Consider the following 14,004-nt stretch of genomic DNA (forward strand, 5'->3'; position numbering starts at 1 on the left):
CCTTCTGCGGGAAACTCCAGATCTGGTACTCCAGCGGCACCTGGTAGTGCGGGGCGAGCCAGAGGATCACGACGCCCGCCCAGCCGGCGAACAGCAGCCACCGGTTGTTCTTCTGCACGCCCATCACCATGATCAGCGCCGCCGTGGGCAGGGCCAGTATCCAGTGGTGCGACCAGGAAATCGGCGAAACCAGCAGCACGCCGGTGGCGTTCACGCCCAGCGCCATCGCGAGGTTGCCGTCGTCGAGCGCGCGCTTCGTGCCCAGCCAGGTCATCGCCACGACGAGCAGCACGCCCACGCCGCCGACGAGGGTCAGCGTGTGGCCGCTGAGGCCGAGCTTCTCGAAGCTGGCAGTGACCGACTCGTTCGCGTGGATCGGGCCGATGTTCATGCCCGTGGCGTTGAAGACCCGGTCGGTCCAGTACAGCCACGAGTCGTGCGGCGCCAGCACGAACGCGATCGCGGTGCACGCCAGGAAGCTCAGGAAGCTGGTGACGACCGCGCGGAAGTCCTTCCGCAGCAGGAACAGCAGGCAGAACCCGGCCGGGGTCAGCTTCACCGCGGCCGCGATGCCGATCAGCACGCCGCGCGGCCACTTCGGGTTCGGCCACAGGCAGTCGACCGCGACCAGCATCATCAGGATGACGTTGATCTGGCCCCAGAAGATCGTGTTCTGCACCGGGTGCGCGACCACGAGCACGCAGGCGGCCGCGACGACCATCCACGGCTTGCCGAGGTACCGGGCCAGCTCCGGCGAAGCCTTGCGGTACGCCCAGATGATAGGGAACAGGCACAGGCAGGTCAGCCCGGTCAGCAGCGGGTAGCCGATGCTCGGCGGGACGATCGCCAGCGGCGTGAACACTATCGCGGAGAACGGGGGGTACGTGTACGGCAGCGCGCCGCCGACCGACGAGACGGGCAGCTGCTCATAGATCGAGTGGCCCTTCAGGAACGTGTCCGCGCCGAGGCGGTACACGTCGACGTCCGTCGGCCATTTCACGATGCCGTGCGCGTAGTAGGCCAGTGCGGCGAACAGCACCAGGCCCAGCAGCACCTCGGCGGCCAGCCGGAGACGCTCGGTGGCACTCCCATGCCTCAATGTCGCGATGGCAGCTCTCAACTCGCCTCTCCCAGATCCCGGCCACGAGATGTACCACGAAAATGACGCGGTGGCCCCTATCTTGGTTGCCTGCGTGTCGGGGCCGGCGACCGGGTCCCCTTCCCGGGCGTGTCGGTGAAGACGACCCAGCGTAGTACGCAGTAGAGGAACACCGCTTCGGCGGCTCCGGCGACGATCCGGGACACGTGGTATTCCAGGCCCAGCGCGGCGAGGCCGGTGCCGAGACCCAGGATGAAGGCGAAGTAGTTGATGGCGATCGCGATCGCGTAGCGCACCGCCTGCCCGCCGACGGGCGCGTGCGAGCGGAAGTTCATGCTGCGATTCAGCACGAAGCTCAGCGCGAAGGCGCAGACGTAGGCGATCGTGATGCTGACCGGCAGCGGCAGCCCGAGCACCCCGTGCCCGAGCGTGAGCAGGGCCAGGTCCACGGCGAAGGTGAAGCTGTTGATCACGGCGAACCCGAGCATGCTGGGCGCGACGATCGCCGACAGCCCGAACGGGAGCCGGCGCACCACCGCCGCGCACAGTTCCGTGAATCGTTCCGGCGCGCTCCCCGACGTATCCCGCACCGCGCCAGGTTTCCAGTGCCAGGTGGACGGAAAGTGACGAGCCGGTGGTCGGCAGGCGGCGACCGTCACGCGCTGCGACCGCTTTACCGGGCAATCACCGCCAAAAAGGCATTCTGTAAGGAAAATTACCGCGGCCCGGGCACCCGTGACCGCGAAGAAATCAACTAGTACGGTGAACCACCCCGCGCCCCCGCCCGTCCCAAGTGGTGACCGTCACTTCGTCGCCGAGACCCGAGGAGACACGATGCTGGGCTGGTTCTGCCTGACTCTCGGCGTCGCCTTCTCCTCCGCGCTCGTCCCGGTGATCAGTGTCGAGGTGTATGTACTGGGGCTGATGGCCAGCGAACCGGCGGCGGGCTGGTTCCTGGTGGGCGCCGCCGTCGCGATCGGGCAGATGGCCGGCAAGTTCCTCTACTACCTGGCCGCGCGCGGTTCGATCCGGCTGCCGCCGTTCCTGCACGACCGTTTGCACCGCCGGCGCCCGCCCAGCCGCCGGCGCGACCGCTGGCACCAGCGCACGAAATGGCTGCGCGGCAAGGTGGAGGCGCTGCGCGAGCGCTGCCACCGCCATCCCCACTGGATGACCGGCACGTACGGCGTGAGCTCGGTGGTCGGGCTGCCCCCGTTCATGGCGACCACGGTGCTGGCCGGGCTGGTGGACATGCGGATGTCCACGTTCGTCGGCGCCGGGCTGGCGGGCCGGTTCGTACGCTACAGCCTGCTCGCCGCGTGCCCGGCGATGTTCGCTGGCTGGTTCCATACGTAACCTTCCCTGAAATGACCTATCCTTCCGAGCTATACGGAAGGTATGGTCACTTCATGCCCAAAAAGCTCTATTCGGCGGAAGAGGTGGCCGAGCAGCTCGGCCTGCACGTCCGCACCGTGCGCGGGTACGTCCGCGACGGACGGCTCAAGGCGGTCCGGATCGGCAAGCAGTACCGGATCGCCCGGGAGGACCTGGAGGAGCTGCTCGGCACGCCGGTCGCCGAAGAGGAGCCCGTGCGGCGCGCCAGGCATTCCGAGGTCACCAGCATCGTGGAGGCCGACGCGGTGAGCCGGGAGACCGCCGACAGGATCACCACGCTGCTCATGGCCGCCAGCGCCGTGCCGGGCGCGCAGCCGCTGAAGGTGCAGACCGCCTACGACGAGGAGCGGGCCCGGCTCAAGGTGATCCTCCTCGGCGGGTTGAGCGACACGGCGCAGCTGCTGCAGCACGTCGAGGGGGTGCTGGGCTCGTGATCTACAAAACGGAAGAGGGCAGGCGCGAGGTCCTGCGCCGCTACGAGGAAATCCTCGACGGCTGGCCCGTTCCCGCGGAACGCAAACGTGTGCCGACCGGCGAGGGCGAGACCTTCGTACTCGTGTCCGGGCCCGAGCACGCGCCGCCTTTGGTGCTGCTGCACGGTTCCGGCAGCAACGCCGCGATGTGGCAGGCCGACGTGAGGGCGTGGTCCGAGGACTTCCGCGTGCACGCCGTCGACCTCATCGGCGAGCCGGGGCTCAGCGCTCCCACCCGGCTGCCGCTGGGCTCGGACGGGATCGCTCGCTGGCTGGACGAGGTGCTCGACGGGCTGGGGCTCGGCAAGGCGGCGCTCGTGGGCGCGTCTCTCGGCGGCTGGCACGCGCTCGACTACGCGATCCGCCGGCCGGATCGGGTCACGCGGCTGGCGTTGCTGTGCCCGGGCGGGCTCGGCAAGCAGACGTACGGCTGGGTGCTGCCTTCCTTGCTGCTGAAGCCTTTCGGCCGCTGGGGCACCTTGCGCACGCTGAAGCTGGTGGCCGGAGTGGACCCGCGAGAAGCCCCGGAAAGCGCGGAGTACGTGGCGCTGATCTTCACGCATTTCCTGCCCCGGCGGGAAAAGCTGCCCGTGTTCTCCGACGCCGAGCTGGCGAAACTGACCATGCCGGTGCGGGTCATCGTCGGCGGCCGGGACGCGATGTTCGACTCCAAGGACACGGAAACCCGGGCGCGCCAGGCGATCCCGGGGGTAGCGGTGACCGTGCTGCCCGAGGTCGCGCACTGGATCCCCGGGCAGACGGAAACGCTGCGGGACTTCCTGCGCGGGTGAGCCGGCCGCTCAGCCCTTGGGCTGAGCGGCTTCCAGCTCGATCGCCTTGCGCATCGTCGCACGGGCCCGGCGCCGGTCGCCCGCGATGTCGTAGGCGTACGCCAGCCGGTACCAGTGGCGCCAGTCGTCCGGGTTCGCCTCCAGCTCCTTGCGGCGCTCCTCGAACCACGCGTCGGCGGCGTCACGGTCCACGCGGCCCGACGGGCGGCGGGGCAGATCCGCCACGTCGGGCAGGTCGCCCTCCTCGTCGAGCCGCCGCGAGAGGCGCTGGATCTGCGTGCCCGAACGCCAGGTGGCGATGATCATCCACAGCCCCAGCAGCGGGAGCACCAGCACCGCGACACCGAGGGCCACCCCGGCGGCGGTGCCGGACCGCAGCAGCAGCACGGCGCGGTCGGCGAGCAGGACGAGATAGACCACCAGCGCGGCGGTCATCAACAGGGCTACGTTGCGCGCTTTCACAGGTCGAGCACGTTCTCCAGGCCCACGGTGAGGCCCGGCCGCCTGCGCACCTCGCGCACGCCCAGCAGCACGCCCGGCATGAACGAAACGCGGTCGATCGAGTCGTGCCGGATGGTCAGGGTCTCGCCCTGGCCGCCGAACAGGATCTCCTCGTGCGCCACCAGACCCGGCAGCCGCACCGAGTGCACCCGCACGTCGTCCACCGAAGCACCGCGTGCACCGTCCACTTCGGACGTCGTGGCGTCGGCGCCCGGCCGCAGGCCCGCGGACCGGCGGGCCTCGGCGACCATGCGCGCGGTGTGCGCCGCGGTGCCCGATGGGGCGTCGGCCTTGCGGTTGTGGTGCAGCTCGATGATCTCTGCCGACTCGTAGAAGCGGGCCGCCTGCGCGGCGAACCGCATCGCGAGCACGGCACCGAGCGCGAAGTTCGGCGCGATCAGCACGCCCGTCTCCGGCTTGCCCGAGAGCCACTCGCGCACCCGCGCCAGCCGCTCCTCGGTGAACCCGGTGGTGCCCACGACGGCGCTGATGCCGTTCTCCACCACGAACCGCAGGTTGTCCATCACCGCGTCGGGGTGGGTGAAGTCGATGACGACCCCGGCCTTCGCGTCGACGAGGCCCGACAGCGCGTCACCGGCGTCGAGCTTCGCGACGACCTCCATGCCCTCGGCACCCTCGACCGCCTGCACGGCCTGCGCGCCCATGCGGCCCCGGGCGCCGAGCACCCCTACGCGGATGTTGTCGGGAGAAGTCATTGAGCGATCACCTCGTGCAGATCGTCCGGCAGGTCGTCGACGTGAGCGTACGGCCCGACGACGGAAGCCGCGGACACGCCACCGGGCGTGCGGAACAGGGTGCGAGCAAGCTCATACACGTCTTCGGCGGTCACCGCGTCGATCTTCGCGACGGTCTCGTCGACGCTCGTGTACTCGCCGAAGTTGAGCTCCTGCTTGCCGATGCGCGACATCCGGGAGGCCGTGTCCTCCAGGCCCAGCACCAGGCCGCCGCGCAGCTGGCCCTTCGCGCGGGCCACCTCGGCGTCGGTGAAGCCCTCCTTGCCGACCTGGCCGAGGACATCGCGCAGCACGTTGGCCACCTCGCCGAGGCGCTCCGGCTGGCAACCCGCGTACACGGAGAAATGGCCGGTGTCGGAGTACGCGGCGGTGGACGAGTACACCTGGTACGCGAGGCCACGCTGTTCGCGGATCTCCTGGAACAGCCGGGAACTCATGCCGCCACCGAGCGCCGCGTTGAGCACGCTGAGCGCGTAGCGGCGCTCGTCGTGCCGGGACAGCGCGCGCATCCCGAGCATCACGTGCGCCTGCTCGGTGTCGTCCGTGTGCAGCGCCAGCTTGGGCTGGGTGGTGATCCTCGCCCGGCCGCGCCGCGGCGGCACCGGAGTGTCCGAACCGGACAGATGGTCACGCAAAGCCTTGCGCGCCAGGCGAAGCACCTGACCGTGCTCGATGTTGCCCGCGACCGCGAGCACCATCCGCGGCGCCTTGTAGCGGCGCTTGTAGAACCCGCGCAGCGCGCCGGCGGACATCCCGTTGATCGAGGCTTCGCTGCCCAGCACCGGCTTCGCGAGCGGGTGCCCGGCCAGTACCGTGCTCACGAACGTCTCGTGCAGCAGGTCCTCGGGGTCGTCGTCGCGCATCGCGATCTCCTCGAGCACCACGCTGCGTTCGGTGTCCACATCGGACGGTGCGCAGAGCGCGTCGAACACCACGTCGGTGACCAGGTCCATCGCCAGCGGGAGATCCTCGTCGAGCACCTGCGCGTAGTAGCAGGTGTGCTCCTTGGCGGTGAAGGCGTTGAACTCGCCGCCGACCGCGTCGATCTCCTCGGCGATCTGGGTGGCCCCGCGCCGCCGCGTTCCCTTGAACAGCAGGTGTTCCAGGTAGTGCGCGGCACCGGCCACGCTCGCCGTCTCGTCGCGGGAGCCGATGCCGACCCACAGCCCGACGGTGGCCGAGCGCACGCCCGGCACGTGCTCGGTGACCACGCGCAGGCCACCGGGCAGCACCGTGCGCTTGACCGAGGCGTCCAGTGTCCGCGTTGTCCCGGCTGCCTGCTCGTACCCGGGTATCTGTCGCGCCAACTCGTTCCTCACTACGAAAGCAAGAATGGCCCGCCCGAGCGGATGCCGGACGGGCCATTCAGCGATAGGTGTTACTGGGCGGCGTCGGCCGTCTCCGGGGTGGCGTCGGCGGGCTTGTCGCCCTCCTCTTCCTTCACCAGGACCAGGCTGATCTTGCCGCGGTTGTCGATGTCGGCGATCTCGACGCGAAGCTTGTCGCCCACGTTGACCACGTCCTCGACCTTGCCGATCCGCTTGCCGTTGCCCAGCTTCGAGATGTGGATGAGGCCGTCCTTGCCCGGCAGCAGCGAGACGAACGCGCCGAACGCGGCCGTCTTCACCACGGTGCCGAGGAACCGCTCGCCCACCTTCGGCAGCTGCGGGTTGGCGATGGCGTTGATCTTGCCGATCGCGGCCTCCGCCGACGGGCCGTCGGCCGCGCCCACGTAGATCGTGCCGTCGTCCTCGATGGAGATGTCGGCGCCGGTCTCCTCGGTGATCGAGTTGATCATCTTGCCCTTCGGCCCGATGACCTCGCCGATCTTGTCGACCGGGATCTTCACGCTCGTGACGCGCGGGGCGTACGGGCTCATCTCGTCCGGGCCGTCGATGGCCTCGGCGATCACCTCGAGGATGGTCAGCCGGGCGTCCTTGGCCTGCTTCAGCGCGGCACCGAGCACCTCCGACGGGATGCCGTCGAGCTTGGTGTCGAGCTGGAGCGCGGTGATGATGTCCTTGGTGCCGGCAACCTTGAAGTCCATGTCACCGAGCGCGTCCTCGGCGCCGAGGATGTCGGTCAGCGCCACGTAGCGGGTCTCGCCGTCGACCTCGTCGGAGACGAGGCCCATCGCGATGCCCGCGACCGGGGCCTTCAGCGGGACACCGGCGTTGTACAGGCCCATCGTGGACGCGCAGACCGAGCCCATCGACGTGGAACCGTTGGAGCCCAGCGCTTCCGACACCTGGCGGATCGCGTACGGGAACTCGTCCCGCTTGGGCAGCACCGGCACCAGCGCGCGCTCGGCGAGCATGCCGTGGCCGATCTCGCGCCGCTTCGGGGAGCCGACGCGGCCGGTCTCACCGGTGGAGAACGGCGGGAAGTTGTAGTGGTGCAGGTAGCGCTTCGTCGTCTCCGGGGAGAGCGAGTCGATCTGCTGCTCCATGCGCAGCATGTTCAGCGTGGTGACACCCAGGATCTGGGTCTCGCCGCGCTCGAACAGCGCCGAACCGTGCGCTCGCGGGATCAGCCCGACCTCCGCGGAGAGGCTGCGGATGTCGGTGAGGCCGCGGCCGTCCATCCGGATCTTCTCCGTGAGGACGCGCTTGCGCATGATCTTCTTCGTCAGCGCCTTGAACGCGCCGCCGATCTCCTTGTCACGGCCCTCGAAGGCCTCGCCATCGCCGAGGCCGATCTTCTCCAGGACGGTGGCCTTGACGGCGTCGGTCGCGTTGTCGCGGTCCTGCTTGCCCGGGATCTGCAGCGCCTTGGCCAGCTCGTCGGAGGCGATCGCCGCGACGGCCTCGTAGACGTCCTGCTCGTAGGCCGGGAACAGCGGGAACTCGCCGGTGGGCTTGGCGGCCGAGTCGGCGAGCCGCTGCTGCGCCTCGCACAGCACGCGGATGAACGGCTTCGCGGCGTCGAGGCCCTGTGCCACGACGAGCTCGTCCGGGGCGGTGCCGCCCGCGGCGATCAGGTCGAGCGTGTGCTCGGTGCCCTCGGCCTCGACCATCATGATCGCGACGTCGTCACCGACGACGCGGCCGGCGACCACCATGTTGAAGGTGGCCTTCTCCAGCTGCGACCAGGTCGGGAAGGCGACCCACTGGCCCTCGATCAGCGCGACGCGCACCCCGGCGACCGGGCCCGAGAACGGCAGCCCGCCGATCTGGGTGGACGCGGACGCGGCGTTGATCGCCAGCACGTCGTACGGGTCGTCCGGGTGCAGGCTCTGCACCGTGATGACGACCTGGATCTCGTTGCGCAGGCCGTCGGCGAACGACGGGCGCAGCGGCCGGTCGATCAGCCGGCAGGTCAGGATCGCGTCGGTGGAGGGACGGCCCTCGCGGCGGAAGAACGCGCCCGGGATCCGGCCCGCGGCGTACATCCGCTCCTCGACGTCCACCGTGAGCGGGAAGAAGTCGAAGTGGTCCTTCGGGTGCTTCGACGCCGTCGTCGCCGACAGCAGCATGGTCTCTTCGTCCAGGTAGGCCACGACGGCCCCGGCGGCCTGGCGGGCCAGCCTCCCGGTCTCGAAGCGGATGGTGCGGGTGCCGAACTTGCCGTTGTCGATGACGGCCTCGGCCTCGTGCACCGTGTTGCCTGCTTCGGTCATGTGTGTGGTTCTCCTCGTTGTTTCCTGTGGCGTGACACGGGGAACGAGGCCGGTCTTCGATCGAAGCCCCCGGGGTGATCCCGGAAGCCACTACCGAGGACCGGCGAAGAAGTCCTCGCGCGTGCCCGCCTTCCTCTTTCTTGCCTGATATGGACCGAGGGGGAGCGACCGGGTGGTCACTCCCCCTCGGTTCGGGTCATCGGCGCAGGCCGAGCCGCTGGATCAGCGATCGGTAGCGTTCGATGTCGACCTTCGCCACGTAGTTGAGCAGCCGGCGGCGGCGGCCGACCAGCAGCAGCAGGCCACGACGCGAGTGGTGGTCGTGCTTGTGCGCCTTGAGGTGCTCGGTGAGGCCGATGATCCGCTTGGTCAGCAGGGCCACCTGGGCCTCGGGGGATCCCGTGTCCGAGTCGTGCAGGCCGTACTCGGTGAGGATCGACTTCTTCTCTTCGGTGGACAGCGCCACTGCGGTTGTTCTCCTTGTTGTCTGTACCGTGCGGCCCGGGCAAGCTTGCATGCCGGGTGAGCCGGTCACGGCCGCCACGGACTGCAGCCGGACCCAGTTCGTCAGGGTATCAGCCGGACGCCTGACCAGCCGGGCGGACCTCGAGCGGGAACCGCTCGACTACCGAGTACCGGCGCCCGGTCGGGGTGGGGTCGCTCCGCATCAGCACCACCTCGATGGCCGTCCACGGTTCGCTCACGTACCGCGACAGCCCTTGCGCCAGCTCGGCAGGCACGTCGCCGGTCGTGCGCGCCACCGCGAGGTGCGGCAGGTACGGGCGCTCCGCCCCCGCCCCGGCCGCGGTGGCCAGCGCGATGAGGCTCTCGCTGTAGACCCCCAAATACAGGACGCGGCTGAACGTGCCCGCGCCCTCCAGACGCAAAACCGGCGCCGGCTGCCCCGCCAGCGCCTTCCGTAACCAGTCTACCCGCGTCTCGGTCTCCTCGGCCTCGCCGTAGAACCCGAGCGTGATGTGCCAGCGATCCGGCGGCGTCCACCGCGCGTCCGGCGCCTGCGGGCGCAGCGCGCCGAGCCGCAGCTCCAGCGATTCCGCGAGCTGCGCCGGCGGGACGATCGCGGAGAACAACAACACGGTCAGCTCCGGTTCCCGGCCCGGCGCAGCAGGTCCGCGAGCGCCGGGAAGTCGTCGTCGAGACGCTTGGCCGCTTCGCCGAGATCCTCTTCCTCGGCGATGTCCCGCAGGGTGGCCAGCACGTGCCGGTCGTCGGCGACCGCGGCCACCGGGATGTTGTCCCTGCCCACCGTGGGCCGCGCGTCCTTCACGTCCTCCAGCGCCGCGAGCATCGCCTCCTTGCGGCCCGCCGCGACCTCGGGGATCAGGCATTTACGCTCGAGCATGATCATCCGGGCGAGCACCACCGGGTTGCCGATCTTCGCCCGGCGCCCGCTCATCACCTGGCTCAGCATGGGCGCGCTGATGCCCAGCACTTCGGCCAGGTAGGCCTGCGAAACGTCGAAGGCGACCACCAGCCTGCGCACCCGGTCCCCGAGTGGTTCGCCGTACCACTCGCGCTGCAACGAGATGTTGCGCTGGACGATCTTGTGGTCCTCCACCGTTGCCCGCTCCCCTTTGCTGCTGACTCCCCGGTCAGGACCGGCTACCACCGGTGCCCTTGCATCTTGCCAGGCCGGGCGCGGCGGGCGGGGGCGATTCACGAACCGATTCGCAAACGCACTCACGCCCCGAGCGCGCTCCGCGTCCTGGCGACGTCGTCGTCGATCTTGGCGACCAGATCCTCCGGGGTGGTGAACTTGATCTGGCCGCGCAGCCTGCTCACGAAGTCCAGCGCGACGTGCTGGCCGTAGAAGTCCTCGTCCACGTCGAGCACGAACGCCTCGACGGTGCGCTCCCGGCCGGAGAAGGTCGGGTTGGTGCCGACCGAAACCGCCGAGGGCAGCCGCTGGTCGCCGCGGACGAACCAGCACGCGTACACGCCGTCGGCGGGCACCGCCGCGAAGCGCGGGGTGGACAGGTTCGCCGTCGGGTAGCCGAGATCGTGGCCCCGCCCGTCGCCGCGCACGACGATGCCCTCCAGCCGGTGCGGGCGCCCCAGCGCCTCGGCCGCCGCCTGCACGTCGCCCGCGTCGATGCAGGAACGCACGTACGTGGAGGAGAAGGTGATCTCGCCGTTGTCCGCGCCCGGCTCGCTGCTGCTCTGCAGCTCGGCGCCGTAGGCGACGAAACCGAACCGGCGGCCCAGCTCCCGCAGCATCGACACGGTGCCGAGCGCGTGCTCGCCGAAGGTGAAGTTCTCACCGACTACGACGGCGGCCGCGTGCAGCCGGTCGACGAGGATCTCGTGCACGAACTCGTCGGCGGACAGGCGCATCAGCTCGGGGGTGAACGGCAGTACCGCGAACACGTCCACGCCGAGCTGCTCGACCAGCTCCGCCTTGCGGCGCAACGTGGTCAGCTGCGCCGGGTGGCTGCCGGGGCGGACCACCTCCGAGGGGTGCGGGTCGAACGTGAGCACCACGCTGGGCAGCTCACGGGCCTTGGCGATCTCGACCGTCTTGCCGATCAGCGCCTGATGCCCGCGGTGCACCCCGTCGAACACGCCGATCGTGACCACACACCGTCCCCAGCCGCCGGGGAGATCTTCCAAGCCGCGCCACCTCTGCACACACGAAGCGTAACTGCCGCGCGCAGCGCGTCCGTTGAGGGTGGTGGTGGGCGAAACGATCGGCCTTTAGGTTGCGTTTTAGAAGTGGCGGAGCCGCTTGCGGTGGGCCATCAGCTCGCACCGCCGGGGGTTCTGAGGCGGTTCCTGGCGAGGACAGCGCCGAAGTGGTGAAGGTGCTGTCGCGCGGAGCGCGTCCGTAAGGGGTGGTGGTCGGGCTGGCGGGTGGGAATTCATGATGAGGCGATCCCGGAGTCAGGGGCCGCCTTGAATCGGCGGGGCCGCGCGGAGCGCGTCTGTTGAGGGTGGTGGCGGGTGACGGGAGGGGCCCCTACCCGCACCGTCACGCAGGCCACTTCCAAGCAGTCTTCAGGCGGGATCGAGGACGACGACCGAGCGGGCCACTCCCCCGGCGTCGACCGCGAGGGCGACTGCTTTGCCGTCCGGGCCGAACACCCCGTAGGTGCCTTCGATCCCGGACGCGCGCACCTGCTGTCCATATTGGACGGCGCGGGCGGTGGAGGCGTCCACGTCGTAGCGCGGGAAGGCTGTCGCGACGGCCGTCGCGAGGTCGTGCGAGAGCTCGGGCTTTTCCTCCAGCTGCTCCAGAGTGCGTGCCGTCGCGATGCTGAACGGGCCGACCGTCGTGCGGCGCAACCGCGCGAGGTGGCCGCCGATGCCGAGCGCCTTCCCGAGGTCACGGGCCAGCGCGCGAACATAGGTGCCGGACGAGCATTCCACCACCGCGTCCAGTTCCACGCGGCCGGTTTCGTGCCGGGTGTCGAGCAGGTCGAACCGGTACACGGTGACCTTGCGCGGCGGCAGCTCGACGTCTTCTCCCGCGCGGACGCGGGCGTACGCGCGCTTGCCGGCGACCTTGACCGCGCTGACCGCGCTGGGCACCTGGTCGATTTCCCCGGTGAGCGCGGCGATTCCGGCCGCGATCCGCTCGCCGGTGACCGCGGCGACGGCTCCGGGGTCCGCTGTGGACAGCCGTTCTCCCTCAGCGTCGTCGGTGTTCGTGGCGGCGCCGAGGGAGAAGGTGGCCAGGTACGTCTTGCGGTCCAGCGCGAGATGGCCGAGCAGCTTCGTCGCGCGCTCGATGCCCAGCACCAGCACCCCGGTGGCCATCGGATCGAGCGTGCCGGCGTGCCCGACCTTGCGGGTGCCCATGATCCGGCGGACCTTGGCCACCACGTCGTGCGAGGTCATCCCCGGTGCTTTGTCGATCACGAGCAGGCCGGGCGGGGGTGCGGGTTTTGCTGCTGGCACGGACGAACTCTAAGCCGCGGGCACCCGCTCGGGCTCAACCACCCTGGCGTCGAACGCACGGCGCCGGACCTGTACCGGGACCTCTTCACCGCGGGCCTGCGCGGCGAACAGTTCGGTCCTCGTGCGGCGCCACCACACCAGCATCCGGAACGTGCCCAGCGCCAGCAACGCCACCACACTGAGCAAAGCGAGCCGGAAGCTCCCGCCCGTCCACTGCAGCAGCACACCGATCAGCAGCGCCGTGATCGTGGTGGCGACGAACCCGCCGACGTTGACCACACCGGTAGCCGTGCCGACACGGCGCAGCGGGTTGTAGTCGCGGGCGAGCGCGAAGCCGATCATCGAGGCCGGGCCGCCGAGCGACAGGAACGCGAAGCTGGGCACCAGCACCGCGACCGGGATCGTGCCCGGCCAGCTCAGCAGCACCGCCCACACGAGCGCCGCGCCGGTGAGATAACCGATCACGAGCGGCATCCGCAGCCCGGGCCGCGCCGCGATCAGGCTGCCCACGACGGGGCCGCCGATCATCGAGCCGAACACGAACACGGTCAGCAGCGCGCTCGCCGTCGCCGCGGCCATGCCCTCCCCCTGCACGAGGAAAGGCACGCCCCACAACAGGGTCAGCACGTTCGGCGCGAACATCGTGGAGAAGTGCACCCAGAAACCCAGCCGCGTGCCGGGCACCCGCCAGGCCGTGGCTATCTGGCCCAGCAGCGCGCGCTTGTCGACCGGGGCGGCCTTGGCCGTGTGCCCGGCCGGGGTGTCGCGCACGCGGGCGGCGACGAACGCGGCGTAGAGCGCGGTGATCAGGCCGACCACGAGGAAGGTCGGCGTCCAGCCCGGCCCGGCGAGCAGCAGGGTGAGCGGGACGGTGGCGGCGAGGTTGCCGACGTAGCCGAGCGCGGTGGTGAACGACGTGACCACCGCGTACTGCCTGCCGGGGAAGTGCGCGGCGATCAGGCGCAGCACGCTGACGAACGTGAGCGCGTCACCGAAGCCGAGCACGCCGCGCGCGAGCAGGCCGAGCGCGTAGGAATGCGCTACCGCGAGCAGGATCTGGCCCAGGCCGAGGAAGAGCAGCGCGATGACGAGGATCTTGCGCGGACCGTAGCGGTCCACGAGCACCCCCGTCGGGATCTGCATGGCGGCGTAGACGCCGACCTGCAGGACGGTGAAGGTGCCGAGAGCGGCGGCGCCGACGGAGAAGCGGTCGGCGGCTTCCAGGCCGGCGACCCCGAAGGACGCCCGGTGGAAGACTGCGAGGAGGTAGACGACTGCTGCGGTGAACCAGATGAGCCACGACCGGCGGCTGGCTTTGCCGGTCACGGGTGCCTGCTCGGGCGGCACGAAGGAGTCCTCCTTGTGGAGTCGGCGGAATGCGGGCGGGGTCCCGCATAAGGTGTATCGACTTCACATCGGTGAAACTTACCCGTGATACCGGTGTTTTCGGACA

General features: G+C 69.9%; 14 protein-coding genes and 1 pseudogene. 3 read left to right on the forward strand and 12 right to left on the reverse strand.

Annotated features, from left to right (window positions below):
* Nucleotides 1-193: 193 nt before the first annotated feature.
* Together FPZ12_RS46605 and FPZ12_RS24635 are read right to left on the reverse strand one after the other, a co-directional pair.
* A pseudogene (locus tag FPZ12_RS46605) lies at nucleotides 194-1,054 on the reverse strand (glycosyltransferase family 87 protein); the annotation flags it as partial.
* 122 nt (nucleotides 1,055-1,176) lie between these two features.
* Nucleotides 1,177-1,689 (reverse strand): GtrA family protein, encoded by a 513-nt coding sequence (locus FPZ12_RS24635; RefSeq protein ID WP_243770008.1) that lies wholly within the window; start codon nucleotides 1,687-1,689, stop codon nucleotides 1,177-1,179.
* Nucleotides 1,690-1,933: 244 nt separating this feature from the next.
* Here FPZ12_RS24635 and FPZ12_RS24640 point away from each other — a divergent pair, with 244 nt between their 5' ends.
* Genes FPZ12_RS24640 through FPZ12_RS24650 form a run of 3 tightly spaced genes read left to right on the forward strand, consistent with a single transcriptional unit; the run spans nucleotide 1,934 to nucleotide 3,758 of the window.
* Nucleotides 1,934-2,455, forward strand: a complete 522-nt coding sequence (locus FPZ12_RS24640; protein ID WP_144751160.1) for a hypothetical protein — start codon at nucleotides 1,934-1,936, stop codon at nucleotides 2,453-2,455.
* 53 nt (nucleotides 2,456-2,508) lie between these two features.
* Nucleotides 2,509-2,928: a helix-turn-helix domain-containing protein gene (locus FPZ12_RS24645; RefSeq protein ID WP_144751162.1), complete on the forward strand. Its 420-nt coding sequence runs from the start codon at nucleotides 2,509-2,511 to the stop codon at nucleotides 2,926-2,928.
* Nucleotides 2,925-3,758, forward strand: a complete 834-nt coding sequence (locus FPZ12_RS24650) for an alpha/beta fold hydrolase (protein WP_144751164.1) — start codon at nucleotides 2,925-2,927, stop codon at nucleotides 3,756-3,758. Before FPZ12_RS24645 ends, FPZ12_RS24650 begins: the two co-directional genes overlap by 4 nt.
* A 9-nt stretch (nucleotides 3,759-3,767) precedes the next feature.
* Here FPZ12_RS24650 and FPZ12_RS24655 read toward each other — a convergent pair whose 3' ends face one another.
* The 10 genes from FPZ12_RS24655 to FPZ12_RS24700 form a co-directional block, all read right to left on the reverse strand.
* Entirely contained in the window at nucleotides 3,768-4,220 is a 453-nt protein-coding gene (locus FPZ12_RS24655) for a tetratricopeptide repeat protein (protein WP_144751176.1), read from the reverse strand.
* Complete coding sequence (dapB, locus tag FPZ12_RS24660; RefSeq protein ID WP_144751178.1) at nucleotides 4,217-4,975, reverse strand: 4-hydroxy-tetrahydrodipicolinate reductase; 759 nt, start codon at nucleotides 4,973-4,975, stop codon at nucleotides 4,217-4,219. The genes FPZ12_RS24655 and dapB overlap by 4 nt, the downstream gene beginning before the upstream one ends.
* Nucleotides 4,972-6,321 carry a M16 family metallopeptidase gene (locus FPZ12_RS24665; RefSeq protein ID WP_144751180.1) on the reverse strand — a complete coding sequence of 450 codons (1,350 nt, stop codon included), beginning with the start codon at nucleotides 6,319-6,321 and terminating at the stop codon, nucleotides 4,972-4,974. The genes dapB and FPZ12_RS24665 overlap by 4 nt, the downstream gene beginning before the upstream one ends.
* Before the next feature lie 71 nt (nucleotides 6,322-6,392).
* The gene (locus tag FPZ12_RS24670; RefSeq protein WP_144751182.1) at nucleotides 6,393-8,633 is read right to left on the reverse strand and encodes a polyribonucleotide nucleotidyltransferase; all 2,241 of its coding nucleotides are present in this window, start codon (nucleotides 8,631-8,633) and stop codon (nucleotides 6,393-6,395) included.
* Nucleotides 8,634-8,829: 196 nt separating this feature from the next.
* Nucleotides 8,830-9,099 (reverse strand): 30S ribosomal protein S15, encoded by a 270-nt coding sequence (gene rpsO / locus FPZ12_RS24675; protein WP_144751184.1) that lies wholly within the window; start codon nucleotides 9,097-9,099, stop codon nucleotides 8,830-8,832.
* Nucleotides 9,100-9,208: 109 nt separating this feature from the next.
* Entirely contained in the window at nucleotides 9,209-9,730 is a 522-nt protein-coding gene (thpR, locus tag FPZ12_RS24680; protein WP_144751186.1) for an RNA 2',3'-cyclic phosphodiesterase, read from the reverse strand.
* 2 nt (nucleotides 9,731-9,732) lie between these two features.
* Nucleotides 9,733-10,212 (reverse strand): helix-turn-helix domain-containing protein, encoded by a 480-nt coding sequence (locus tag FPZ12_RS24685; protein WP_144751188.1) that lies wholly within the window; start codon nucleotides 10,210-10,212, stop codon nucleotides 9,733-9,735.
* Nucleotides 10,213-10,334: 122 nt separating this feature from the next.
* Nucleotides 10,335-11,282 carry a bifunctional riboflavin kinase/FAD synthetase gene (locus FPZ12_RS24690; protein ID WP_144751190.1) on the reverse strand — a complete coding sequence of 316 codons (948 nt, stop codon included), beginning with the start codon at nucleotides 11,280-11,282 and terminating at the stop codon, nucleotides 10,335-10,337.
* A gap of 366 nt (nucleotides 11,283-11,648) precedes the next feature.
* Nucleotides 11,649-12,551, reverse strand: coding sequence for a tRNA pseudouridine(55) synthase TruB (gene truB / locus FPZ12_RS24695; RefSeq protein ID WP_144751192.1), 903 nt, complete (start codon nucleotides 12,549-12,551; stop codon nucleotides 11,649-11,651).
* 9 nt (nucleotides 12,552-12,560) lie between these two features.
* Nucleotides 12,561-13,877, reverse strand: coding sequence for an MFS transporter (locus tag FPZ12_RS24700; RefSeq protein ID WP_144751194.1), 1,317 nt, complete (start codon nucleotides 13,875-13,877; stop codon nucleotides 12,561-12,563).
* Between the last annotated feature and the right edge of the window lie 127 nt (nucleotides 13,878-14,004).

It is taken from the genome of Amycolatopsis acidicola (assembly GCF_007713735.2).
GTDB classification, from domain to species: domain Bacteria; phylum Actinomycetota; class Actinomycetes; order Mycobacteriales; family Pseudonocardiaceae; genus Amycolatopsis_E; species Amycolatopsis_E acidicola.